The organism is Rhizobium sp. BK602 (assembly GCF_014195095.1).
Taxonomy (GTDB): Bacteria; Pseudomonadota; Alphaproteobacteria; order Rhizobiales; family Rhizobiaceae; genus Rhizobium.
Genome location: NZ_JACIBC010000001.1, coordinates 999,334 through 1,021,137 on the forward strand (window position 1 = coordinate 999,334; position 21,804 = coordinate 1,021,137).

The 21,804-nt window shown below is 60.2% G+C and carries 18 protein-coding genes and 2 tRNA genes; 9 read left to right on the plus strand and 11 right to left on the minus strand.

Annotated features, from left to right (window positions below; all coding sequences use genetic code 11):
- Nucleotides 1-34: 34 nt before the first annotated feature.
- Together argS and FHX11_RS04885 are read right to left on the minus strand one after the other, a co-directional pair.
- Nucleotides 35-1,795, minus strand: a complete 1,761-nt coding sequence (gene argS, locus FHX11_RS04880) for an arginine--tRNA ligase (protein WP_184355561.1) — start codon at nt 1,793-1,795, stop codon at nt 35-37.
- Between the two features lie 54 nt (nt 1,796-1,849).
- Nucleotides 1,850-3,067 (minus strand): deoxyguanosinetriphosphate triphosphohydrolase, encoded by a 1,218-nt coding sequence (locus FHX11_RS04885; protein ID WP_184355831.1) that lies wholly within the window; start codon nt 3,065-3,067, stop codon nt 1,850-1,852.
- A 304-nt stretch (nt 3,068-3,371) separates the two neighbouring features.
- Between FHX11_RS04885 and erpA the strand changes: the two genes are divergently transcribed.
- Nucleotides 3,372-3,704, plus strand: a complete 333-nt coding sequence (gene erpA / locus FHX11_RS04890) for an iron-sulfur cluster insertion protein ErpA (protein ID WP_184355563.1) — start codon at nt 3,372-3,374, stop codon at nt 3,702-3,704.
- 127 nt (nt 3,705-3,831) lie between these two features.
- Nucleotides 3,832-4,635 carry an exodeoxyribonuclease III gene (gene xth, locus FHX11_RS04895; RefSeq protein ID WP_184355565.1) on the plus strand — a complete coding sequence of 268 codons (804 nt, stop codon included), beginning with the start codon at nt 3,832-3,834 and terminating at the stop codon, nt 4,633-4,635.
- A gap of 59 nt (nt 4,636-4,694) precedes the next feature.
- On the opposite strand, the gene exoR is transcribed toward xth, so the two are convergent.
- The 6 genes from exoR to FHX11_RS04925 all read right to left on the minus strand — a co-directional run bounded on the left by exoR (nt 4,695) and on the right by FHX11_RS04925 (nt 13,937).
- Nucleotides 4,695-5,498 carry an exopolysaccharide production regulator ExoR gene (gene exoR, locus FHX11_RS04900; RefSeq protein ID WP_184355567.1) on the minus strand — a complete coding sequence of 268 codons (804 nt, stop codon included), beginning with the start codon at nt 5,496-5,498 and terminating at the stop codon, nt 4,695-4,697.
- A gap of 705 nt (nt 5,499-6,203) precedes the next feature.
- A complete protein-coding gene (locus FHX11_RS04905) occupies nt 6,204-7,457 on the minus strand; it encodes an OmpP1/FadL family transporter (protein WP_184355570.1) in 1,254 nt (417 codons plus the stop codon).
- Nucleotides 7,458-7,866: 409 nt separating this feature from the next.
- Entirely contained in the window at nt 7,867-10,710 is a 2,844-nt protein-coding gene (locus tag FHX11_RS04910; protein ID WP_184355572.1) for a valine--tRNA ligase, read from the minus strand.
- Nucleotides 10,711-10,830: 120 nt separating this feature from the next.
- On the minus strand, nt 10,831-11,721 hold the full coding sequence (locus FHX11_RS04915) for a DUF2497 domain-containing protein (protein WP_184355574.1): 891 nt from the start codon (nt 11,719-11,721) through the stop codon (nt 10,831-10,833).
- A 246-nt stretch (nt 11,722-11,967) separates the two neighbouring features.
- Nucleotides 11,968-12,639: a protein-L-isoaspartate O-methyltransferase gene (locus FHX11_RS04920; protein ID WP_184355576.1), complete on the minus strand. Its 672-nt coding sequence runs from the start codon at nt 12,637-12,639 to the stop codon at nt 11,968-11,970.
- A gap of 155 nt (nt 12,640-12,794) precedes the next feature.
- Nucleotides 12,795-13,937, minus strand: coding sequence for an acyltransferase (locus FHX11_RS04925; RefSeq protein WP_184355579.1), 1,143 nt, complete (start codon nt 13,935-13,937; stop codon nt 12,795-12,797).
- Between the two features lie 230 nt (nt 13,938-14,167).
- Here FHX11_RS04925 and FHX11_RS04930 point away from each other — a divergent pair.
- The 3 genes from FHX11_RS04930 to FHX11_RS04940 all read left to right on the plus strand — a co-directional run bounded on the left by FHX11_RS04930 (nt 14,168) and on the right by FHX11_RS04940 (nt 16,293).
- Nucleotides 14,168-14,241, plus strand: a tRNA-Cys gene (locus tag FHX11_RS04930).
- Nucleotides 14,242-14,617: 376 nt separating this feature from the next.
- Complete coding sequence (locus FHX11_RS04935) at nt 14,618-15,721, plus strand: porin (protein WP_184355581.1); 1,104 nt, start codon at nt 14,618-14,620, stop codon at nt 15,719-15,721.
- Nucleotides 15,722-15,939: 218 nt separating this feature from the next.
- On the plus strand, nt 15,940-16,293 hold the full coding sequence (locus FHX11_RS04940; protein WP_184355583.1) for a hypothetical protein: 354 nt from the start codon (nt 15,940-15,942) through the stop codon (nt 16,291-16,293).
- Nucleotides 16,294-16,425: 132 nt separating this feature from the next.
- Here the strand turns inward: FHX11_RS04940 and FHX11_RS04945 are convergent, their stop codons facing one another.
- Both FHX11_RS04945 and FHX11_RS04950 read right to left on the minus strand, forming a co-directional pair.
- Nucleotides 16,426-16,596, minus strand: coding sequence for a hypothetical protein (locus tag FHX11_RS04945; RefSeq protein ID WP_184355585.1), 171 nt, complete (start codon nt 16,594-16,596; stop codon nt 16,426-16,428).
- Nucleotides 16,597-16,957: 361 nt separating this feature from the next.
- Nucleotides 16,958-17,032: transfer RNA gene (locus FHX11_RS04950), tRNA-Asn, on the minus strand.
- 116 nt (nt 17,033-17,148) lie between these two features.
- Between FHX11_RS04950 and FHX11_RS04955 the strand changes: the two genes are divergently transcribed.
- Entirely contained in the window at nt 17,149-17,463 is a 315-nt protein-coding gene (locus tag FHX11_RS04955) for a hypothetical protein (RefSeq protein ID WP_184355587.1), read from the plus strand.
- A 14-nt stretch (nt 17,464-17,477) separates the two neighbouring features.
- Here FHX11_RS04955 and FHX11_RS04960 read toward each other — a convergent pair whose 3' ends face one another.
- On the minus strand, nt 17,478-18,035 hold the full coding sequence (locus FHX11_RS04960; RefSeq protein WP_184355589.1) for a sugar O-acetyltransferase: 558 nt from the start codon (nt 18,033-18,035) through the stop codon (nt 17,478-17,480).
- 473 nt (nt 18,036-18,508) lie between these two features.
- Between FHX11_RS04960 and FHX11_RS04965 the strand changes: the two genes are divergently transcribed.
- From FHX11_RS04965 to FHX11_RS04975, 3 genes are all read left to right on the plus strand, one after another.
- The gene (locus tag FHX11_RS04965) at nt 18,509-19,861 is read left to right on the plus strand and encodes an extracellular solute-binding protein (RefSeq protein ID WP_184355590.1); all 1,353 of its coding nucleotides are present in this window, start codon (nt 18,509-18,511) and stop codon (nt 19,859-19,861) included.
- 93 nt (nt 19,862-19,954) lie between these two features.
- A complete protein-coding gene (locus FHX11_RS04970) occupies nt 19,955-20,839 on the plus strand; it encodes a sugar ABC transporter permease (RefSeq protein WP_184355592.1) in 885 nt (294 codons plus the stop codon).
- A 7-nt stretch (nt 20,840-20,846) separates the two neighbouring features.
- Nucleotides 20,847-21,761, plus strand: a complete 915-nt coding sequence (locus FHX11_RS04975) for an ABC transporter permease subunit (protein ID WP_184355594.1) — start codon at nt 20,847-20,849, stop codon at nt 21,759-21,761.
- The last annotated feature ends 43 nt before the right edge of the window (nt 21,762-21,804 follow it).

Below are 21,804 nucleotides of genomic sequence, written 5' to 3' on the forward strand. Positions count from 1 at the left end.
TTAAATGCCAGCGCAATGTGGGTAAATGGTGACGTTATCGCATTTCGTCCGGCGCTGCGGTCCCGGTTATACCAAGACCCGACTTCAAAACCGACGCGACAGCGTGCACCAGCCCAAGTCTGGCAATGCTTAATTCTCGGTTCTTATCGTTAACAAATCGTAATTCAGGTAAATCTTTACCTTTGTTCCAGTGTCCGTGGAACGAACTTGCCAAATCGTAAAGATAAAATGCGATGCGATGCGGCTCCTGAGCCTGCGCCGCAGCTTCGACGATTCGCGGGAATTCGGCAATCTTGGCGACGAGCTGCAATTCGGCCGGATCGGAGATCGTGCCGACGACGGCCTTGGCCAGATCGAGCGAGGCGATATCGAGATCCGGGAACGCTTCCTTGGCCTGGCGGAAGACCGACATACAGCGGGCATGCGCATATTGCACGTAGAAGACCGGATTGTCCTTGGACTGTTCCGTCACCTTGGCGAAATCGAAATCGAGCGGCTCGGAATTCTTCCGGTAGAGCATCATGAAGCGGACGGAATCGCGGCCCACCTCGTCCACCACTTCGCGCAGCGTGACGAAATCGCCCGAGCGCTTCGACATCTTCACCGGCTCGCCGTTGCGGAACAGCTTGACGAGCTGGCAGAGCAGCACTGTCAATTTCGCCTTGCCTTCCGACACGCCACGCGCGACGGCTTCCAGCCGCTTGACGTAGCCGCCATGGTCGGCGCCGAGAATATAGATCATCTCGTTGAAGCCGCGGTCGAACTTGTTCTTGAAGTAAGCGACGTCGGCGGCGAAATAGGTGTAGGAACCGTCCGACTTGATCAGCGGCCGGTCGATATCGTCGCCCACTTCCGTCGAACGGAAGAGCGTCTGCTCGCGGTCTTCCCAGTCCTCCGGCAACTGCCCCTTCGGCGGCGGTAGCGCGCCCTTGTAGACATAACCCTTGAAGGTCAGGTCGTTGATGGCGGTACGGATCAGCGCGGCGCCGTTGGCGTGCAGGGTCCGCTCCGAGAAGAACACGTCGTGATGGACGTTCAGCGCCTCGAGGTCCTCGCGGATCATCGCCATCATCGCGTCGATGGCGCGCTCCTTGACGATCGGCAGCCACTGCTCTTCCGTCATGCCGCGAAGCTTGCTGCCGAATTCCTTGACCAGGGCTTCGCCGACCGGAACCAGATAATCGCCGGGATAGAGACCGGCCGGGATGTCACCGACCTGCTCGCCAAGCGCCTCGCGGTACCGGATGAAGACCGAGCGCGCCAGCACGTCGATCTGTGAGCCGGCGTCGTTGATGTAATATTCCTTGGTGACCTCGTAGCCGGCAAAACCGAGCAGATTCGCCAGCGCGTCGCCGACGACGGCGCCACGGCAATGGCCGACATGCATCGGTCCCGTCGGATTGGCGGAGACATATTCGACATTGACCTTCTGGCCCTCGCCGAGCGTCGAGCGGCCGAATTTCTCGCCTTCGGCGATCATCGTCGCCAGCAGGCGCTGCCAGTAGCCGACTGAAAGGCGGATGTTGATGAAGCCCGGACCGGCCACCGAGACCTCGGCGACGTCGGCATCTTCCTTCAGCTTGCCGATGATGATTTCGGCCAGAGCGCGCGGATTCGTACCCAGCGGCTTTGACAGGACCATGGCCGCATTGGTCGCGACATCGCCATGGCTGGCGTCGCGCGGCGGCTCCACGCCGATACGTCCGAAGTCGAGTTCGGATCGCTTTTCTCTCACAATATCAATTTGCTCAAGGGCGTTCTTAATTCTTGCTTCGAAGTCGGTGAAAAGGTTCATCATATCGTCCACATGTCGCTTGGGCGGGCCGCTTCGGCCCGACGCCGCCGCTGCCTACCGCAAATCGGGAGTCTGGTCAAACAGACGCCTGTGGGCACTGATCGCATAGGTGTCGGTCATGCCGGCCAGATAATCGCCGACATGGCGAGCCTTGGCGGCAACGGCAAGCCCGGCGATGTGATCGACCCAATAGTGGCTCTGCATCTCCTTGGGATTGTCCATATAGGCCCGGAACAGGTCCGTGACGATCTGCGCGGCGCCGGCGCGGATGCGCATGATGTCGGGATGACGGTAGATGCGCTTGAAGAGCATCTGCTTGATCTGCTTGTCCGTCTCGGCCATCTCGGGAGAGAAGGCGGCAATGACGCGGCCGGCGGCGCGGATATCGCCGACGCTGCCGGGCTTGATCTCGCTCAAGGCCTGCTGCGAGACGGCAATCACGTCCTCGACCATGCGGGTAATCTGCCGGCGCATGATCTCATGGGTAAAGCGGCTCGGCTCCAGATGCGGGTAGCGCTCCCGCACCTCGGCCATCAGCTTCGACAGGAACGGCACCTCTTCCAGCATCTCGAAGGTCAGGTAGCCCGAACGCAGACCATCGTCGATGTCGTGGGTGTTGTAGGCGATATCGTCGGCAATGGCCGCGACCTGCGCCTCAAGGCTAGCATAGGTCGCGATTTCCAGATCGTGGATCTGGCAATAGTCGAGGATCGGCTGTGGCACGGGACCGCGCGTCTCTTTACCATCGGGCGTCAGCAACGGGCCATTGTGCTTGACCAGCCCTTCCAACGTTTCCCAGGTGAGATTGAGGCCGTCGAATTCGGCATAGCGCCGCTCGAGCTTCGTCACGATGCGCAAGGATTGGGCATTGTGGTCGAACCCGCCATAGGGCACCAGCATTTCGTGCAGGGCATCCTCGCCGGTGTGGCCAAAGGGCGTGTGACCGAAATCGTGGACCAGCGCGACGCCTTCGGCGAGATCCTCGTCGAGCCTGAGCGCCCGTGCGAGCGCGCGCGCCACCTGCGCCACCTCGATCGTATGCGTCAGGCGCGTGCGGTAATGATCGCCGTCCTGGGCGATGAACACCTGGGTCTTGTGCTTCAGGCGCCGGAAAGCCGTCGTATGCACGATGCGGTCGCGGTCGCGCTGGAAATCGGAGCGTGTCGGGCTCGATCCTTCTTCATAGAGCCGCCCACGCGACCTCCAGGGATCGGTCGCATAGACCGCCTTCTCTCCATAACCAAAACCCAATGCATGCCTGTCGATCGTCATCATCCATCCATTCCGGCGTTGAAGCGCCGCGTATCCGACTGGACACGCAAGGATCGTTCCATTTCCTGAGCCGCCTTCCCCACATTTGGATGCTGCCATCCGAATACAAGAGCCGGCCCATTGACGCCGCTTCGCGCCCTTCATACCTATAGCAAAGACAAACAGCAAAATGGCGCGCGGCTCAACCGTCAAACCATCGCTGTCACCAGCCGCACTTTCATGATAAAGGCTATGGATATCAGCCGTTTGAAAGTCGGACGGCCCATTGGTTCTCTCCGGATCTTGACCCCGGCAGGAGGAAAGCATGACTGAGACAAGTGTAACCCTATCGGACGCAGCGGCAAAGCGAATCGCCGCGATCGTCGGCGCCGAGGCCGGCAAGCACGCGCTGCGCGTCGCCGTCGAAGGCGGCGGATGTTCCGGATTTTCCTACAAATTCGATCTTGCCGAAGGCCCGCAAGACGATGACATCATTGTCGAAAAAGGCGATGCCAAGGTGCTGATCGATCAATTGTCGCTGGTCTACATGGCCGGTTCCGAGATCGATTTCGTCGACAACCTGCTTGGCCAGTCTTTTCAGATCAAGAATCCGAATGCGGTCGCAAGTTGCGGCTGCGGCACCAGTTTTTCGATCTGACGCTCCTGTTTTTCCACAGTTTGATCACCGGCCGGAAGCGCCCGCTCCCGGTCGGTTTTCATTTGCATGGTGGTCAAGGCCGGCGGCTGCGGATAGAAAGAAGGCGAAGCAGAGGAGCCGACCCTTCATGAAGATCGCCACCTGGAACATCAACGGCGTCAAGGCGCGCATCGAGAATCTGTGCCAGTGGCTGAAGGATTCCGATCCGGATATCGCCTGCCTGCAGGAGATCAAGACGGTCGACGAAGGCTTTCCGCGGCTGGAGATCGAAGCGCTCGGCTATCATGTCGAAACGCACGGCCAGAAGGGCTTCAATGGCGTCGCCATCCTCTCCAAGACGAAGCCGGATGAGGTTAATCGCGGGCTGCCGGGTGACGATGCGGATGAACAGGCCCGCTTCATCGAGGCGGTCTTCTCCGTGCCGGGACATGGCGTGCTGCGCATCTGCTGCCTCTATCTGCCGAACGGCAATCCCATCGATACCGAAAAATACCCCTACAAGCTCGCGTGGATGGAGCGTCTGCGGCGATTCGCAGCCGACAGGCTTGCGCTGGAAGAGCCGATCGTCCTCGCCGGCGACTACAATGTCATCCCGGAGCCGCATGACTGCTTCGATCCGAAGGTCTGGGAAAACGACGCGCTGTTCCTGCCGCAGACCCGCCAGGCTTTTCGCCAGCTCGAAAATCTCGGCTTCACCGACGCCGTGCGCGCCACCACCGATGCGACCAAACTCTATTCATTCTGGGACTATCAGGCCGGTGCCTGGCCGAAAAACAACGGCATCCGCATCGACCACCTGATGCTCTCGCCCGAAGCCACCGACCGCCTGACCTCCACGGCCATCGAAAAACATGTCCGCGCCTGGGAAAAGCCCTCGGACCACGTTCCGGTCATTGCACATCTCGATTTTGCGGACAGGAACGCCGCCTGACATACGGACGGAAACGCAGCCGTGCCATGAAAGCGGCTGCTGCGCCAGGCTGACGCCGGTCACTCGGAACCGGCGACATCCAATTGATGCGACATGGATACGGCGACGCGACGGTCGTTCTCGGTGGCGACCGAGAAGGCCTGCTCCTGCAGATCTTCCATCCAGCCACAGTCCTTCGGCTTGCACTTGTCGAGCGCCGCCGTCATGAAGGCCAGGCCACGCACGGACTGACCTTCCTGGAACAGGATATTGCCGAAGACCGCCATGGCGCCGGGATGGCCGCTCTTGCGGGCCTGGTTCAGCCACTTCTTGGCCTGCTGCACATTCGCGGAGCCGCCCTCACCCGTCAGCATCATCTGCGCGAGCTGGAACTGTGCCTCGGGAACGCCGAAGGTGGAGGCGACCTGGAAATAGAGCTGGCGAGCCTGGCTGAGATCGATCTTGACCGGGCTGTTCTGAATGCCGGTCTTGTAATAATTGGCGAGCGCAAGCAGCGCATTGATGAAGAAGCCGGTATCTTCCGAGCCAGGCTCCACACCCTGCTGGGCGATCTCACTATAGATCTTGAAGGCCTCGAAATCGTCCTGCGTGACGCCATCGCCGTCGGCATACATGTTGGCCAATGCCCAGCGCGAACCCGTATGGCCCTTTTCGGCGGCATAGCGATAGGCCTCGACCGCCTCTTCCTTCTGGCCGTTCTTATAGGCCCGGAAGCCGAACTTGAAGAGATCGAAAGGACCGGATTCCTTGGTGACGCCGGCATTGATATCGAATGCCCGGCACTGACCCGTAAGCACCACAAGGGTGGCAAGCGACAGGCTGAGCAGCATTACTCTCGCTGATATGAACTCGGACTTAAACATAACAGTCGATTTCTCTCGCTCCATTCGCATCCGCCACGGCGTTTCCGCCTGTACCGTAAGGTCCGCGAATGTATTCCCTACCGACGCACGGACCAGCCTGACCTTCCGTTGAGAAGGTTCGCGCGGCAACAGTCCAATGCTGTTCGCCACATTTCCGAACATAGTGGGAAATTGTGTCCAAACGAGCATTCTTGTTGCTGCGAACGCTCGGCGCTGCCGAAACAACGCCCCGCGTCACCGCTCTGAAAGGGGTGCTCGCGACCGGATGATTTCGGGATTCCCGCTGGAAATAACGGCTTTCCGGCTGCATCGGAAACGTCACCGTTCCGGTCCCGGACTGCTCGTTCTGACTAAGTGGAAACTGACCCATCAACCGTTTACGCACTTTCTAAAAGGCTCACCCCTTTGCCTGTATAATCGCTGCTCCTCATTTGTGGCGGGAAATGGACAAATTGGGCATCGAACACGCGGCTGTAATCTGTTGAAATGAAGTGTTGCTGAATCGTCACAAAGAGATTGCCGATCTTGAGCTTCTATTAACCATAGAACCGCTATCCGGGATGGTTTTGCGCGGCGCGACCGCAAATGATCTTCGCAAGACACAGTATAAAAACGCCGCGAGACCAAAAAGGGCTCGCGGCGCGGGAATCGATTGAAGCTATAGAGGAAATTCTTCCAAACTTGCTTCAATTCAATGGGTTAGGCTCAGAACCTCACCTTCATCGAGGTCGACAGGGCGGCAACCAGGTCGTTGCCGTAGCTGTAGGTAGCGTCACTGCCGTAGACGATGCCGTTGGAAGTCATCTGGCCGGACTTGCCGCTGGTCAGCAGGCCAAGCGCACCGGCGAAGGTAAACTCGACATGCTCCGTCGCCTTGTAGTTGACGCCAGCGCCCAGCGTCCAGGTATCGGAATTCATGCCATAGCCATGGCTGGTGCCGCGATCCCACGTCAGGCTGAGCGCGCCGCTCCACTTGTCATTGAACTTGTGACCGATACCGCCGGAGATCGTCCAGCCGTCCTGATAGAGCAGATCGAGCGAGGTAAGCTGGGTGGCGCCACCCGGACGGCAGGATATGCCGCGCGTGGAGGTCGGGCAAAGCGCGATGCTCTGCAGAACGCTCCAGTTGGTCCACTTGACCGAGCCGAAGGCCAGCCAGTCCGGAGCAATGCCGGTTTGGATCTTCCATTCCAGCGAGTCCGGCGCATCCGCCGAGCCGAAGACGGAGGTGGTCTTGCCGAAGAACGCGCGGATCGGCGGCAGTTCCGTCAGATCGACCGTGCCCTTGAGGTTGTCGTATTTGACGCGGCTGTTGTAGAGCAGGCTGGTGCGGAACGCGTATTCGTCGATCTCATAGGCAAGACCGGCGCGCCAGCCCCAACCATGACCGTCGACGTCGAGCGAGCCGACACCGTCATAGACGGCGGAAAGCGGAGCCGGAATGGCCGAGACCAGACGGGACTTGTAGCCGCTGACCTCCTGGTAGAAGCCGCCGCCGATCAAGCGTAGCTGACCCGGACCGGCATCGAATTTGTACGAGCAGGTCGCCGCATAATTATGCGTGCGCAGCTTGGTCTCGATCTCGTTGTTGGCGCCAGCCCAATTCAGACCGGGATTGCTGTGGCCACCAAAAGGTTCGGAATAATCCGCCAAGCAGTCGATGTCGTCGGTGATGCCGATCTTGAAGCCGATATACGGGATCGCATAGTTCTCGGTCACATCCGTGGAACTCGAGCGTCCGTTGAGATTGCCGTCAGCCGGATTGGTATCCTTGGCGTTCTTGAACTTGCGGCCGGGCATGACATACGTCACGCCGGACTCGAAAGCGTAGCGGCCCTTGTCGAAAAGCAGGTCGATATCGTAACCGCCGCGATCAAGCCCGCCCGCAAAGGCGGCGCTTGCAAAGGACGAGGTGATAACGAGCGCGAACGTGCTCTTCAACGCAATACGAAATGCCATTGTGTCTCCCCCACTTGTGCATCCATCCATGCGATTGTTGCGACGATCCTTCGACTTGGCAATGCACCCTTCGTGCCCGGCAAGCCTGGAGGATGGTGACTGATTTACGTAAGAAAATGAGCGACCTGTCTCATTGTGGCGGAAATTAGATAATTTTTGCTTTTTGAAAAACATTAAATGCCTCAGATAGATTATTATACCTCCCTGAAACAATTCTGTTACAATCTGACAACAGTTTCGCTTTTCGAGAGAACCTTCAATTTAATAGGATAATTGCTTTTACCTGCGCGAAGCTGGCGATTGGCAGGATGGCCATCTTCGATGCCGCCATCGAATCGACGGCGCAAACAAAAAGGGCATGCGGCGCCTGTCCGCATGCCCTTCCGCTTGAATGAATAAAGACCGATTATCAGCCGGCTTCGCTGACCCTCGCGAGCGCGACCTTGAGGCTGGCGAGCTGACCTTGCAGCTCATCCAGGCGCTCGCGTTCGGCGGCGACCACGTCCGGATTGGCGTTGGCGACGAACTTCTCGTTCGAAAGCTTGCCGGTGATGCGGGCCATCTCCTGTTCGTTCTTGGCGATGCTCTTCTCCAGACGCGCCTTTTCGACCGAGAGGTCGATGAGGCTGCCGAGCGGCAGGCAGATGGTCGCCTCGCCGACGACGATCTGTGCCGCACCCCTCGGCGCCACGTCGGAGAGCAAAATCTCCTCGACGCGGGCAAGCCGCTTGATCGCCGCGTCGTGGCGGAACAGGCGCTCGCGGGTCAGGCTGTTGGCGCCGACGATCACCAGCGGCGCGGTGGCGGCCGGCGGCACGTTCATTTCCGAACGCACGGAACGCAGGCCGGAGACCAGATCGATCAGCCAGTTGATCTCATCGGCAGCGACATCGTCGGCATAGGACGGCGCCGGCCAGTCGGCGTGGCAGATCAGGCCATCGCGTTCCTTGCCCTCGCCCGCCGTATGCGCCCACAGCTCTTCGGTCATGAAGGGCATGAAGGGATGCAGCAGCTTATAGGTCTCCTCAAGCACATAGGCCGCGCAGGACTGCGCTTCCGCCTTGGCGTTCTCGTCGTCGCCGCTGAAGACCGGCTTCAGGAGCTCGAGATACCAGTCGCAGAACTGGTTCCAGATGAAGCGGTAGAGCGCTCCCGCGGCGTCGTTGAAGCGATAGGCTTCGATCGCCTCCGTGACGTCACGCTCCGTCCGGGCAAGCTCGGTCAGAATCCAGCGATTGATGGTCAGCTCGGCTGCTTCCGGCACGAAATGCGGATCGCTCTTGGCGCCGTTCATCTCGGCAAAGCGCGTGGCATTCCAAAGCTTGGTGCCGAAATTGCGGTAGCCGGCGATGCGGGACGGGTCGAGCTTCACGTCGCGGCCCTGCGCCGCCATGATCGCCAGCGTGAAACGCAGGGCGTCAGCGCCATATTGATCGATGAGCTCGAGCGGATCGATGACGTTGCCCTTGGACTTCGACATCTTCTGCCCGTTCTTGTCGCGGACCAGGGCGTGAATATAGATCGTATGGAAGGGTTCGACGGGATCGCCGTTCTCGTCCTTCATGAAATGCAGACCCATCTGCATCATGCGGACGACCCAGAACGGGATGATGTCGAAACCGGTGACGAGAACGTTGGTCGGATAGTAACGGGCAAGCTCCGGCGTCTTGTCCGGCCAGCCGAGCGTCGAGAACGGCCAGAGGGCGGACGAGAACCAGGTATCAAGCACGTCTTCGTCGCGCGTCAGGATCTCGCCCGGCTTGAAGTTTTCCAAGAGGTCCTCGACATAGGCCTTCATCGGCCCCTCATGCGACAGATAATGCTGGATCGCCGCCTGCAGCGCTTCCTCTTCGCTCTTCTCGACGAAGACCTGCCCATCGGGACCGTACCATGCCGGGATCTGATGTCCCCACCAGAGCTGGCGGGAAATGCACCAGGGCTCGATGTTTTCCAGCCAGTTGAAATAGGTGTTTTCCCAGTTCCGGGGCACGAACTTGGTTTTTCCCTCGCGGACGGATTCCAGCGCGGGCTGTCCCAGGGTCTTGTTGTCGACGAACCACTGTTCGGTCAGCCGCGGCTCGATCGGCACACCGCCACGGTCTCCGTGCGGCACGACATGCGTATGCGGCTCGATCTTGTCGAGCAGGCCTGCCTCTTCGAAGATGCGGACGATGATCTTGCGCGCCTCGAAGCGGTCCTTGCCTTCCAGCTCGTCCCAGGCGCCGTGCAGCGCCGCCGGATTGTCGAGGCCTTCGAGGAAGTCCTCGTTCTCCTTGATGGTGATGGTGGCATCGACGTTCATAACGTTGATGGCGCGCAGCCCTGCCCGCTTGCCGACCTCGAAGTCGTTGAAATCATGGGCGGGCGTGATCTTCACCGCGCCGGTGCCGGCTGTCGGGTCGGCATAGGAGTCGGCGACGATCGGAATCCTGCGGCCGACGATCGGCAGGATGACATGCTTGCCGACGATCGGCTGGTAGCGCTCGTCTTCCGGATTGACGGCAATGCCGGTATCGCCCAGCATCGTCTCCGGACGTGTCGTCGCGACGACGATATAGTCGCGCGTCTCGAACTCGGTCGGCTTGCCGTCCTCGTCGAAGGCGATCGGATACTGATAGGTGACGCCCGGCTCGAGCGGATAGCGCAGGTGCCAGAGATTGCCCTTCATCTCCTGCTGCTCGACTTCCATGTCGGAAATTGCGGTCAGGAGCTTGGGGTCCCAATTGACCAGGCGCTTGTCCTTATAGATCAAGCCTTCCTTGTAGAGCGTGACGAAAACCTCGAGAACGGCCTTCGACAGGCCTTCGTCCATGGTGAAGCGTTCGCGCGACCAGTCGCACGACGCACCCAGGCGCTTCAGCTGGTTGAAGATCAGGCCGCCCGATTCCGCCTTCCATTCCCAGACCTTCTCGACGAAGGCTTCGCGTCCCATGGCGTGACGGTTGGGCTGCTGCCGTTCGGCGAGCTGGCGCTCGACCACCATCTGCGTGGCGATGCCGGCATGGTCCATGCCCGGCTGCCAAAGTACGTCCTTGCCGCGCATGCGCTCGAAACGCACCATGATGTCCTGCAGCGTATTGTTCAGCGCATGCCCCATGTGCAGCGAACCGGTCACGTTCGGCGGCGGGATGACGATGGTGAAGGTTTCGGCGCCGGGCTTGGCGTTCGCACCGGCGCGAAAAGCGTCGACCTCATCCCATTTCTGGGCGATTTTCGGTTCGACGGCGGCGGAATCATAGGTTTTGTCGAGCATTTTGGGACCGGATCTCTAGGGTTCGGTTATGCGGGTTGTAAATAGGATGGCCGCGGGCAAGTCAATAAAAAAGCCGCCCCGGAAGCCGGAGCGGCGGAGGTCTACCCGAAGCTCAGGCCGTCAGCGGCGCGGGCCGCGCGCCACTCGTTCGATTTCTTCGCGCACGAGACGCTCGACCAGCGTCGGCAGATTGTCGTCGAGCCACTCCTGCAGCATCGGCCGCAGCATCTCCTGTGCGATCTCATCCAGCGAACGGCGCGGACCGCCGTCGATCGCGGCCGCAAGCTCATCGAAGGAGCGCGCCACTTGCACTCCGGTCGCTTCCGAGATCAGCGACGGCGGGAGTTCGGCCTGTACCTGAGGCAGGAAACGATCGGCGGATACCGCGGGCTGCGGTTGCGGATTGGAAACCGGCGCGGCCGCGACGGTCGCAGTCTCGACGCGGTCCACGGCCGGTTGCGATTGCCCGTCGATCTTGGCCGCATGGGCGGCAGCCTCGGCCAGAAGGGCGGCCGCGGACGCCGGCACGGCGGAGACGGGCGCATCGGTGACCGCGCCGCGCAATGGAACTGAGGCGGCAACGGGCTCGACCAAAGCTTCGGCCAGACGCGCGGCCATGGATGGCGGCAGCTCGCGCGGTGCCTCGCGCGCCGGGTTCAACTGCGCGGCATTGCGCTCGGAAGCAGCACGAACGCGGGCCGCAACGTCGGCCAGCGACAAGGTACGGGCCGGCGCTTCCGGCTCACGCGACGGCGCCTGCGAATTGGCGGCGACGAAACGCGGCTCCGGGTCGGCAACGGAGGATGCGGCGGCCATTTCCGCGGCGGCGAACTCCTCATCGACCGTCAGGCGGATATCATCCTCCCGCTCATCGTCGGCAGTGGTGTAAACGGGCGGCAAAGAGGGCGAAATAGACTTGGCGGCGCCGGGTTCGTTGCTTTCGATGATACGGCGAATGGACGCCAATATCTCTTCCATGGACGGTTCACGCACTACGCTTGGCTGAGCCATATTCATCCCCGTTTTCCCAGATGCAACGACCGGAATCCCGTAAAAGGAGCGCCCGAATCAGCGCCACCCTAGAATACTACCCTGGGGAAAAAAATCACTGCCGCAGTCCTAAACCCGGTGATGCACAGTTTTGTTACGGCAGTCGCGAATCACCTGGCAATCATCGCTTTTGCCGGGTGCCGGCACAATAAAAAACGGGCGCCCGAAGCGCCCGTCTGGTGACTATCCGGTGATCGCCGAGGCAGATCAGAATACGAATTCCTTGGCCTTGGCGAAGCCCGGCAGCGGCTTGACCGATGCATTGAAGAAGACGTTTTCGGACAAGGCGCCACGCTCGCGGATGAAGACGGTGGCACGGGCGGCATGACCATAACCGAGCACGACGATCAACCGGCCGCCTTCGCCGAGCTGGTCGAGAAGCGCCGGCGGCACTTCCTCGACGGAGCCATCGACGAAGATGACATCGTAAGGACCGCCGGCGGCATTGCCCTTTTCCAGCTCGCCGGTGACGACGGTGACGTTGTCATTGCCGAGGGCTGCGAGATTGGCCTTGGCCTGCGACGCCAGCGCCTCGTCGGATTCGAGCGCGGTGACCTTACCGGCGAGGATCGACAGCAATGCCGAAACGTAACCGGTGCCGGCGCCGACATCCAGAACCTTGTCCTGCTTGCCGATCGCGCCGAGCTGCAGCAGCTTTGCCAGCGGCGAAGCTTCCATCAGGAAACGCCCCGGCTTGCCGGCAGCCGCCGGACAGACCTCGATATCGGTATCGATATAGGCCAGGAGCTTCGACTTCTCCGGCACGAAATTCTCGCGCGGCACCGTCAGAAACGCATTCAACACGGAATGGGAGGTGACATCCGTCGTGCGGATCTGGTTCTCGACCATCTTCACGCGTGCTGCTTCGAAATCCATCATATCCTCTCGCGCCCAAGGGCTAAGCCGGTTTTTGCTCTTATGCTCCGCGTGTCTTAATCGCGTGCGGCTGCGCTTTCAAGGCATCCCGGCAACGGGCGCGGAAATTCTGACGATGCGTCGCCGCGCGACAACAGCCCGTCGTCCTTCCGGCGCGATCAAACCACCTTCTTTTTGATGAGCTCGGACGGCTCGGCCGCCGCCCGCCCGCCCCTGCCGAGATTGCGGCCGAACTCGTGGAACGGCCTCTCTATATAGAGGTAGGACAGGCGGGAGACGACCAGCGTACCGGCAAGGGTCGCCGTCAGCAGATAGAGTGCCTGCTCCCAAGGCGACGCCAGCCCCATCCTTGGCAGCGTGGCGAGCGCCAAAAGCAGCACCAGCATATGCGACAGATAGAGCGAATAGGCCATGCCGCCCAGCCATTGCAGCGGCCGGCTGCAGGCAAGGGCGGAGATTTTTTCATAGACGGCGCCCCTGCCCTCGCGGGCCGAAACGATCACCAGGATCGCCGTCAGCCAGATGGCGAGCGGCAGATAGGCGACGGAACGCTGCAGGATGCACAGCCCGACGCCAACAAGCCAAAGCTGCGGCAAAGGCAGGGATTGGAGAAAAGGCTCGCCAAGCGCACGATGCTTCATGAAATAGAAGCTGGCGATGCCGATACCGAAATCCACCAGCCATTTGCCGAGAAAGCTCTGCGGCAGCTTCGGCAAGATGGCCGAGATCGCGAGCATCAGCAGAACGAGAAGCGTGATTCGCAGCCATGATATCGGCCTGGCGACCAATCCGATCAGCAACGGCGCGACCAGATAAAACTGCCACTCGAGCGAGATGCTCCAGGCCTGACCGAGAAAGGCATAATCGGTCGATGGCAGGAGGCGTGGCGGCACCAGCCCGTGCAAGCCCGTCACATGCGCCAGCAGATGCCAGGGCCAATAGGCAAGCGTATCCGCGGCAATGCCGATACGCGCGGCCTTCATCGAACCGTCGGGCGAATTCGTCCATATCTGCAGCGCGATTGCCGCGACCGTGACCGAGATCGCCAGATAGAAGAGATAGGCGGGGAAAATTCGAAGTGCGCGCCGGGCGATATAGAGACGATACGGCTCCGGCCGCTTGTCGATCAGCGCGGTGATGGCGAAGCCGCTGAGGATGATGAACACATCCACGGCATATTCATTATAGAACCGCTCCTGAAACAATCGCCCGTGAATGGCGACGGCCGAGGCGACATGGCCGACCAGAACCCAGATCGCCAGCAGACCCCGCAAGGCCTCGAATTCTCTCACATATTTCATAAACCGCTCCACCAGTCTATTCGAATGTTCGAACGGGACATAGGGGAGCAATCGATTTCTGCAATGCAATATCGTTGCTGCAAATGCGTTATCACGACGATCGGCCGGTGTGGCGGCAGCTCCCCCAAGCACAATCGACAAGTTATTTGATCATCGGCGGCAATAGGTCTTGCACTCTCCTGAGATTCGTTCTAAACGCCCGCCATCACTCGCCTTTATTTATATCGGATGGCCTCGTGGCGGAGTGGTTACGCAGAGGACTGCAAATCCTTGTATTCCGGTTCGATTCCGGACGAGGCCTCCACCTCCCCTAGTTTTCGTCAGCTTTGACACCGGTATGGTCGATGTTTTGCGCCGGAATCGGCGCATGGGAGCATGAGCGATCCTGTCTCCGTCGCAAGCACCCTTCCCTCCGGTTACGGACACCCCTTGCCCGCAACTAGCGGAAAGCCCTGATCGGGCGATTTGCGTCATTTTTGCAACAAAGATTTTTTTCAAGTAGCGTACATATAGTTCGCAAATCTTAGTAACTTGCCAAATCAGCGAAGCGGGTTCACCAAATAGTTCGTGAGACTTACTATCTCACATCCGATGACAGGGAACATTGAACGGGATGGGGTTGGGCACGCCGTTTTTCGGCGCGATATCTCATGCCCAATCATGAAAAGATTGGAGTTATTATGAACATCAAGAGCCTTCTTCTCGGCTCCGCTGCCGCGCTTGCAGCAGCAACCGGCGCGCATGCGGCGGACGCCATCGTCGCCGCCGAGCCGGAGCCGCTGGAATATGTCCGCATCTGCGACGCATACGGTCCAGGCTACTTCTTCATTCCGGGTACCGAAACCTGCCTCAAGGTCGGCGGCAAGGTTCGTACCGAAGGTGAATGGTACAACGCCTATAATCGGACCAGCAGCCAGGGCACGCTCTGGCATACCCGCGCGGAATTGAATGTCGATACCGCGACCGACACCGAATACGGCCCGTTGAAGACCGAAACCATCGTCCGCTGGGACTGGAACGACGGCGGCTCGACGAGCACGAACCTGCTGTGGTCCTATATCAGCCTCGGCGGCTTTACCGTCGGTAAGAAGGACTCGGCTTACAACCTGTATATCGGTTACGCCGGCGACGTCATCAACGACGACGTGATCTATGACGGTCCGTACGAACTGAACCAGATCACCTACAACTACGATGCCGGCAACGGCTTCACGGCTGTGGTCTCGGTCGAAGACAGCAACTCCAGCGGCTCCGGCGCTTCCTATGGCGCAAGCTGGTGGACGGATGACAAGGAAAATCACTACGCTCCGGACGCCGTTGCCGGTCTCGGCTACAAGGCCGGCGCATGGCAGTTCCGCGTCGTCGGTGGTTATGACTCCATCGTCGAGGAAGGCGCCATCAAGGCTCGCGTCGATGCCGACTTCGGTGCTTTCTCGGCCTTCCTGATGGGCGGCTGGAACACGGACGGCGACAAGCTCAACAAGTATGCCGGCACCAACCAGGACGTCTCGGCTTGCACGGCGCCGAACGGCACCGTCAATGCAGCCAAGTGCGGCTGGGGTGACTGGGCCGTCTGGGGCGGCGTTGGCGTTCCGTTCAATGAAAAGCTGAAGTGGAACCTGCAGCTCGCCTACACCGACTCGAAGATCTTCGAAGCAACCACGAACCTGAAGTTCAATCCGGTCAAGGACCTGCTGGTCGAGCCGGAAGTGACTTATGTTCACTATGACTACGCCAAGGACGATACGGTTTCCGGTATCCTCCGCTTCGAGCGCAACTTCTGACCTGATCTGACTTGACCTCCGATCAGAGAAGAGAGGGGCCTGGCTTTCCCTGCCAGGCCCCTTTTCCATGTCGGCTCCTCGAACAGTTTCTTTCGTCTCCGGCCCTATCGCATTGCGTGTCGCGCGACGGCCATGGTCAACTTTAAAGCGGAACATTCGGGCAGCTGCCGCGTTTATCTGCTAAAAGGGACATGGTTCGAACATAAGGAGTCGATGTCTTGAGACATTTCGCTTCGCTTGCCCTGGCCGCTACGCTGACCATGGGAACGTTGCTGGCGGCCTCTGTGCCGGCAATGGCAATGCCTGCGACCAATTCGCCCTCGCCCAATGTTTCCGGCATCGTTCTCGTCCAGGAACGCGGATCTCGGCGCTATCTGGATTACGATCGCGGACGGCGGGAATATTGGCGCGAGCGTCATCATGATCGCCGCCATTGGCGCGAGAGCCGCGACCGGCGCTGGGATCGCCGTTGGGATCGGCGCCGCTATTGGGATGACGACCGGGGCTATTATTATGACCGGCGCTACTACCGTCCGCGCCGCAGCGGCTTCATCCTGGAAATCCGCCCGTAATCCGGAGCAATGAAGCGCGGCGCGCCGCCTTGCATGTTCCGCAAAAGATTCCGGCCGCTGTCGAAGGAATTCGACAGCGGCCGGTTCATGTTCCGCCGGTCTGCGCCGACCGGCATAAACACTGATGCCGAATTAACGGCAGACGCGTTCCTTACGGATGACCCAGTGGCCATGTACCTTGTGCTTCACGGTCTTCACGAAGCAGTCATGGTGATGGCGATGGAACGGGGCAGCCTGGGACGGCGCGCTGACGGCGACGACGGATGCCAGGGCAACGGCGGAAGCGAGAATCAGGTTTTTCATGTCGAACCTCTAAAGCATTTGGGGGACTATGCTGCGCAATAGCGCCCGTCCTTGATGCGCCAACTCAGCTTAACGATACATGAATGTATCCTCACATTTTCGAGAGCAGCCGATTGCGCCCCAGCGATAATGATTTCGCGTTCCCTACCATGACAGAGCTACGATCGGCGGAGATCGACGAACCGGCGCTCATCCGGACGCCCTTAGTGGAACTGAACGAGAGCGTTCGCCGCAAACTCGCCGAATTGGATCAACAGTTCACCGAAAGCCGAGAGCTTCTGCAATCGAGCAAGTTCAAGCTAGTTTTTCGAGGAAAGGCAAATCGAACAGCGGCGCGGTGTGCGTGTTCTATGAAGAAGAGTGGCTCCCCGGGCCGGATTCGAACCGGCGACCTGTCGATTAACAGTCGAATGCTCTACCGCTGAGCTACCAGGGAATGCGCTTGGCGCGGTGTGAGCGGGGTAATACAAATGCTTTCCCGATTTGCCAAGCGCTTTTTTCAAAAAAATCGATTTCCCTTGTATTATTTCGTCGCCTCACCATTTCCTGTGGATGACTGACCAAGCCAGAACGACGGAAAACAGCGGCCGCAACGGGGGTGAAAAGGCCCGGCGTTTCGGCATAGATCCCAGCCGGCGCGAGCTGGTGATAGGCTCCATCCGCATCCCGCTTCCAAGATCCCGCCTTGCCCGCGTTGGGCTCGGCATCGGGCTGATCATCGGTGGCTGCCTCGGCTTTCTGCCCATTCTCGGCTTCTGGATGCTGCCGCTTGGCTTCGTCGTGCTGTCGCATGACCTATCACTGGTGCGGCGCTGGCGCCGACGCTTTGCCGTATGGTGGACGAGACGGCGCCGTCCGGCGGGCTGATTGCCGCTTCTTCCCTACGTCGTGGACAGAACCCTGGCGGGATTGCCGACCACGGTCGCGCCCGCCGCGACGCTTTTGGTGACCACCGAACCGGCCCCGACGATCGCGCCGTCGCCGATCGTCACCCCACCCAGGATGATGGCGCTGCCGCCGATCCAGACATTCTTGCCGATTTCCACTGGCCGCGCGATCTCGAGCCCCGTGCTTCGCAGCGCCGGATCCTTATGATGTTCCGGGCAATAGATCTGAACGCCCGGTCCCAGCATGCTGCCTTCACCGATTCGCACCGAGGCGCTGTCGAGAATCGTGCAGCCGGCATTCAGGTAGACCCTGGGACCGAGCCAGATGTTGATGCCGTAAGTGCAATGAAACGGCGCCTCGATGAAGGTGCCCGCGCCCGCGCCGGCAAACAGCGTCGACAGCATCGGGCCAAAACTGCCGCGCTGGACCGGCGACATCATATTGTGCTGGTGCACGGCGTCGCGGGCGCTTGCCCGCAAGGCCTCCAGCTCGGGATCGAGACAGCAATACCATTCGCCGGCCGCCATCTTCTGTCGCTCGCTCTCCGCCATGGATTCGCCTCCCCGCGCTTCGTTATGCAGGGACGATCATGCACATGACGGAAGCGGACGGCAAGGAGCAGGTCCCGCTGAATTCATACGGACCGGAAGCCCCAGGCCGGCGGCTTCCGCAATCATCAGCACCGGCGGAGCGAAACCGGCCAAGGCAAGTATAGCCGCGATCGGAAATGAGATTCCGATCATATAGCCCATCGTCCCGACAAGACATGGGATCGACGAGGCATGTGCATCTCGCTCGCGATCATAAATATTAGACAAACATCAAGTTACACTTGCCGCCCCAACTGTCCTTTCCTTCCAGTTCAGCCGAAACAGGTCTTTGAAAGCGTTTGCAGAGACGAAAAACCGCCTCCGAGCGGCAGATTCGCACCCACAACAAACTGTCACACAGCATGTCTATAACGCCGCTACCGCGGACTTGCGCAAGGCCACCGGTTCCGAACTTTTCAAAAGGAAATAGGGATATGTCCAAACTTAAAAATTGCATTTCGGCGGCCGCCGCCGGTGTGATGAGCGTCGCGCTGGCCCTGCCGGCCGCCGCCGCGCCGACCAAGTTCGATTTCTGGTTCGGCCTGTCGGGCGACCTGGAACGCGTCGTCCAGACGCTGTGCAAGAACTTCAACGATTCGCAGAAGGATTATGAAGTCGTCTGCACCAGCCAGGGCAACTACGACGCCACCCTGCAGAACACCATCGCCGCCTTCCGCGCCGGCAAGCAGCCGGCCGTCGTTCAGGTCTACGACGCCGGCACCGCGACCATGATGCTCTCCGGCGCCTATTACCCGGCCGGCAAGCTGATGTCCGAAAACGGCTACAAGATCGACTGGAAGGACTATTTCCCCGGCATTGCGCGCTATTACGCGACGTCCAAGGGCGAGCTGCTCTCCTTCCCGTTCAACTCCTCGACCGCCCTGCTCTACTGGAACAAGGACGCCTTCGCCAAGATCGGCAAGACCGCGGCTCCGAAGACCTGGGAAGAAGCAGCCGACGACATGAAGGCGCTGAAGGGCGCAGGCTATGATTGCCCGATGGCGATCAACATCTCCGGCAACGAGAGCTGGCAGCTCATGGAGCAGTTCTCCGCGATCCATAACCAGCCGATCGCCACCAAGAACAACGGCTATGACGGCCTTGACGCCCGCCTCGAGGTCAACAAGACCAAGTTCGTCAAATACGTGACCGACCTCAAGAGCTGGTACGATCAGGGCCTCATCAAGATCAAGTCGAAGGATCTCGGCCAGGACATGGTGCAGGCCTTCGCCGCCGGCGATTGCCAGATGATCATGACCTCGGTCGGCGACCACGGCACGGTCGGCAAGACCCAGAAGGCCGGCATGAACTGGGATGTCGCCGAGCTTCCGGTCTATGCCGGCACCGAACGCAAGAACTCGCTGGTCGGCGGCGCTTCGCTCTGGGTCCTCTCCGGCAAGTCGGCTGACGAATACAAGGGCGCTGCCGCGTTCCTGAACTTCATCCACGACCCCAAGACCGCCCTGTTCTGGTCGACCAACACCGGCTATATCCCGGTGACGAACTCCGGCTTCGAATTCATGAAGTCCTCCGGCTTTTACGACAAGGCCCCCTACAAGGGCCGCGAAGTCGCCATCGCCAGCCTGACCGCTTCCGAGCCGACCTCGATCACCCGCGGCATCCGTCTCGGCAACTTCACGCAGATCCGCGCCGAATTCGGCAACCAGATGCAGGCGATCTTCGCCAACAAGGTCAGCGTCCAGGACGGCATCGACAATCTCGTCAAGAACGGCAATGCCGTCCTCGAGCGCTTCGAAGCCACCTACAAGGGCAAGCAGCTTCCGTAAGCTGAAAGCCGCGACACACAGCGTCCGCCGGGACTTTCCCGGCGGACGTTTGTCATGACCGAGAATGGCATCAGACCAAAGCCGGAAGAATCCATGGAAAAGCGTACGACTTTCAGCAAATGGAGTGTCGGCATCCTGTTCGCAGTGCCGCAGCTCCTCCTCATCTTCACCTTCTTCTATTGGCCGGCGGGCCAGGCGATCTATTGGTCGCTGACGCTGCAGCAGCCCTGGGGAGGCGGCAATATCTGGGTCGGGCTCGACAATTTCAGATCCATCCTCGCCAGCGCCGATTACTGGAACTCGGTCACGATCAGCATCGTCTTCGCCGCCATCAGCACCGCCATCTCCATGGGCGCGGCACTGGTGCTCGCAGCGCTGACCGACCGGCAGCTGCGCGGTTCGAAATTCTACAGCGTCGTGCTGATCTGGCCCTACGGCATCGCGGCTCCGGCCTCGGCCATGGCCTTCCGCTTCATCCTGGCGCCCGAGGCCGGCTTCATGTCGGTCGTCAACCACTGGTGGCCGGGCTTCTGGGACCCGGGCCTCGACGGCAATGCCGCCATGGCCTCGATCATCGCCGCTTTCTCGTGGAAATATATCGGCTACAGCTTCATCTTCTTCCTGGCCGCCTTCCAGGCCATTCCGCGCTCGCTGATCGAGGCGGCGGCCATGGACGGCTCCGGCGTGCTCCGGCGCTTCTGGGACATCCAGTTTCCGCTGATCACGCCGACGATCTTCTTCCTGCTGGTGATCAACATCACCGAGAGCTTCCAGGATTCCTACGGCATCGTCGATATCATGACATCAGGCGGCCCGCACAACTCCACCAACCTCATGGTCTACAAGATCGTCTTCGACGGCTTCAGAGGTCTCGATTATTCCGGCGCGGCGGCGCAGAGCATCATTCTGATGCTGCTGATCATCGTGCTCACCATCTTCCAGTTCCGCTTCATCGAGCGGCGCGTGCATTACCGTTGAGGCTGACATGGTCGAGCGTACCCCCATTCTCAATTTCTTCACCCATGTGATCCTGTTCCTTGGCTTCGTGGTCGCGGTGGCGCCGCTGGCGATCGTCGCGATCGCGGCATCCCACAATCTCGCCGACGTCAACCGTGTCCCCATGTCGCTGATCCCCGGCACCGATTTCTGGGTCAATCTCAAAACGGCATGGACCACGGCCAATCTCGGGCCCAAACTGCTGAACAGCCTGATCTTCGCCGGCGGCGTGGCGGCGGGCAAGGTGATCCTTTCGGCGCTGACCGCCTTTTCGCTGGTCTATTTCCGCTATCCCGGCCGCCATCTCATCTTCTGGCTGATCTTCGTCACGCTGATGCTGCCGCTGGAGGTGCGCATCGTGCCGACCTATGCCGTCGCCGCCAACGTCTTGTCGCCCTATCAGGCGATCCTCGACGTCACCGGCATCAGCTGGCTGATCGAGAAGGTTTCCGGCATTCAGGTGTCGCTGGAGCTGGGCTTGCTCAACTCCTATCCCGGCCTGATCCTGCCACTGGTCGCCACCGCCACCGGCACGTTCCTCTATCGCCAATTCTTCCTGACGGTGCCGGACGAGCTGACCGAGGCCGCCCGCATGGACGGCGCCGGATCGCTTCGCTTCTTCATCGACATCCTGATGCCGCTGTCGCGTACCAACATGGCGGCACTCGGCACCATCATGTTCCTCTGGGCCTGGAACCAGTATCTCTGGCCGCTGCTGGTCACCACCGATCCATCGCACGCAACCGCGGTGACCGAACTCAAGCAGCTCATCCCGAATATCGGCGGCCTTCCCGAATGGCATATCGCCATGGCGGGCACGCTGATCGTCATGCTGCCGCCGCTCGCCGTCGTCGTGCTGATGCAGCGCTGGTTCGTCCGCGGCCTCATTTCCACCGAGAAGTGACCCTTATAGGCTGTCGTGCCTCAAGGCACGGCAGCCGGCCTAT

Coding starts and splice junctions, on each gene's coding strand:
- argS (WP_184355561.1), bottom strand. CDS start 1,795: ATGAACCTTTTCACCGACTTCGAAGCAAGAATTAAGAACGCCCTTGAG.
- FHX11_RS04885 (WP_184355831.1), bottom strand. CDS start 3,067: ATGACGATCGACAGGCATGCATTGGGTTTTGGTTATGGAGAGAAGGCG.
- erpA (WP_184355563.1), top strand. CDS start 3,372: ATGACTGAGACAAGTGTAACCCTATCGGACGCAGCGGCAAAGCGAATC.
- xth (WP_184355565.1), top strand. CDS start 3,832: ATGAAGATCGCCACCTGGAACATCAACGGCGTCAAGGCGCGCATCGAG.
- exoR (WP_184355567.1), bottom strand. CDS start 5,498: ATGTTTAAGTCCGAGTTCATATCAGCGAGAGTAATGCTGCTCAGCCTG.
- FHX11_RS04905 (WP_184355570.1), bottom strand. CDS start 7,457: ATGGCATTTCGTATTGCGTTGAAGAGCACGTTCGCGCTCGTTATCACC.
- FHX11_RS04910 (WP_184355572.1), bottom strand. CDS start 10,710: ATGCTCGACAAAACCTATGATTCCGCCGCCGTCGAACCGAAAATCGCC.
- FHX11_RS04915 (WP_184355574.1), bottom strand. CDS start 11,721: ATGGCTCAGCCAAGCGTAGTGCGTGAACCGTCCATGGAAGAGATATTG.
- FHX11_RS04920 (WP_184355576.1), bottom strand. CDS start 12,639: ATGATGGATTTCGAAGCAGCACGCGTGAAGATGGTCGAGAACCAGATC.
- FHX11_RS04925 (WP_184355579.1), bottom strand. CDS start 13,937: ATGAAATATGTGAGAGAATTCGAGGCCTTGCGGGGTCTGCTGGCGATC.
- FHX11_RS04935 (WP_184355581.1), top strand. CDS start 14,618: ATGAACATCAAGAGCCTTCTTCTCGGCTCCGCTGCCGCGCTTGCAGCA.
- FHX11_RS04945 (WP_184355585.1), bottom strand. CDS start 16,596: ATGAAAAACCTGATTCTCGCTTCCGCCGTTGCCCTGGCATCCGTCGTC.
- FHX11_RS04955 (WP_184355587.1), top strand. CDS start 17,149: ATGACTGACCAAGCCAGAACGACGGAAAACAGCGGCCGCAACGGGGGT.
- FHX11_RS04960 (WP_184355589.1), bottom strand. CDS start 18,035: ATGGCGGAGAGCGAGCGACAGAAGATGGCGGCCGGCGAATGGTATTGC.
- FHX11_RS04965 (WP_184355590.1), top strand. CDS start 18,509: ATGTCCAAACTTAAAAATTGCATTTCGGCGGCCGCCGCCGGTGTGATG.
- FHX11_RS04970 (WP_184355592.1), top strand. CDS start 19,955: ATGGAAAAGCGTACGACTTTCAGCAAATGGAGTGTCGGCATCCTGTTC.
- FHX11_RS04975 (WP_184355594.1), top strand. CDS start 20,847: ATGGTCGAGCGTACCCCCATTCTCAATTTCTTCACCCATGTGATCCTG.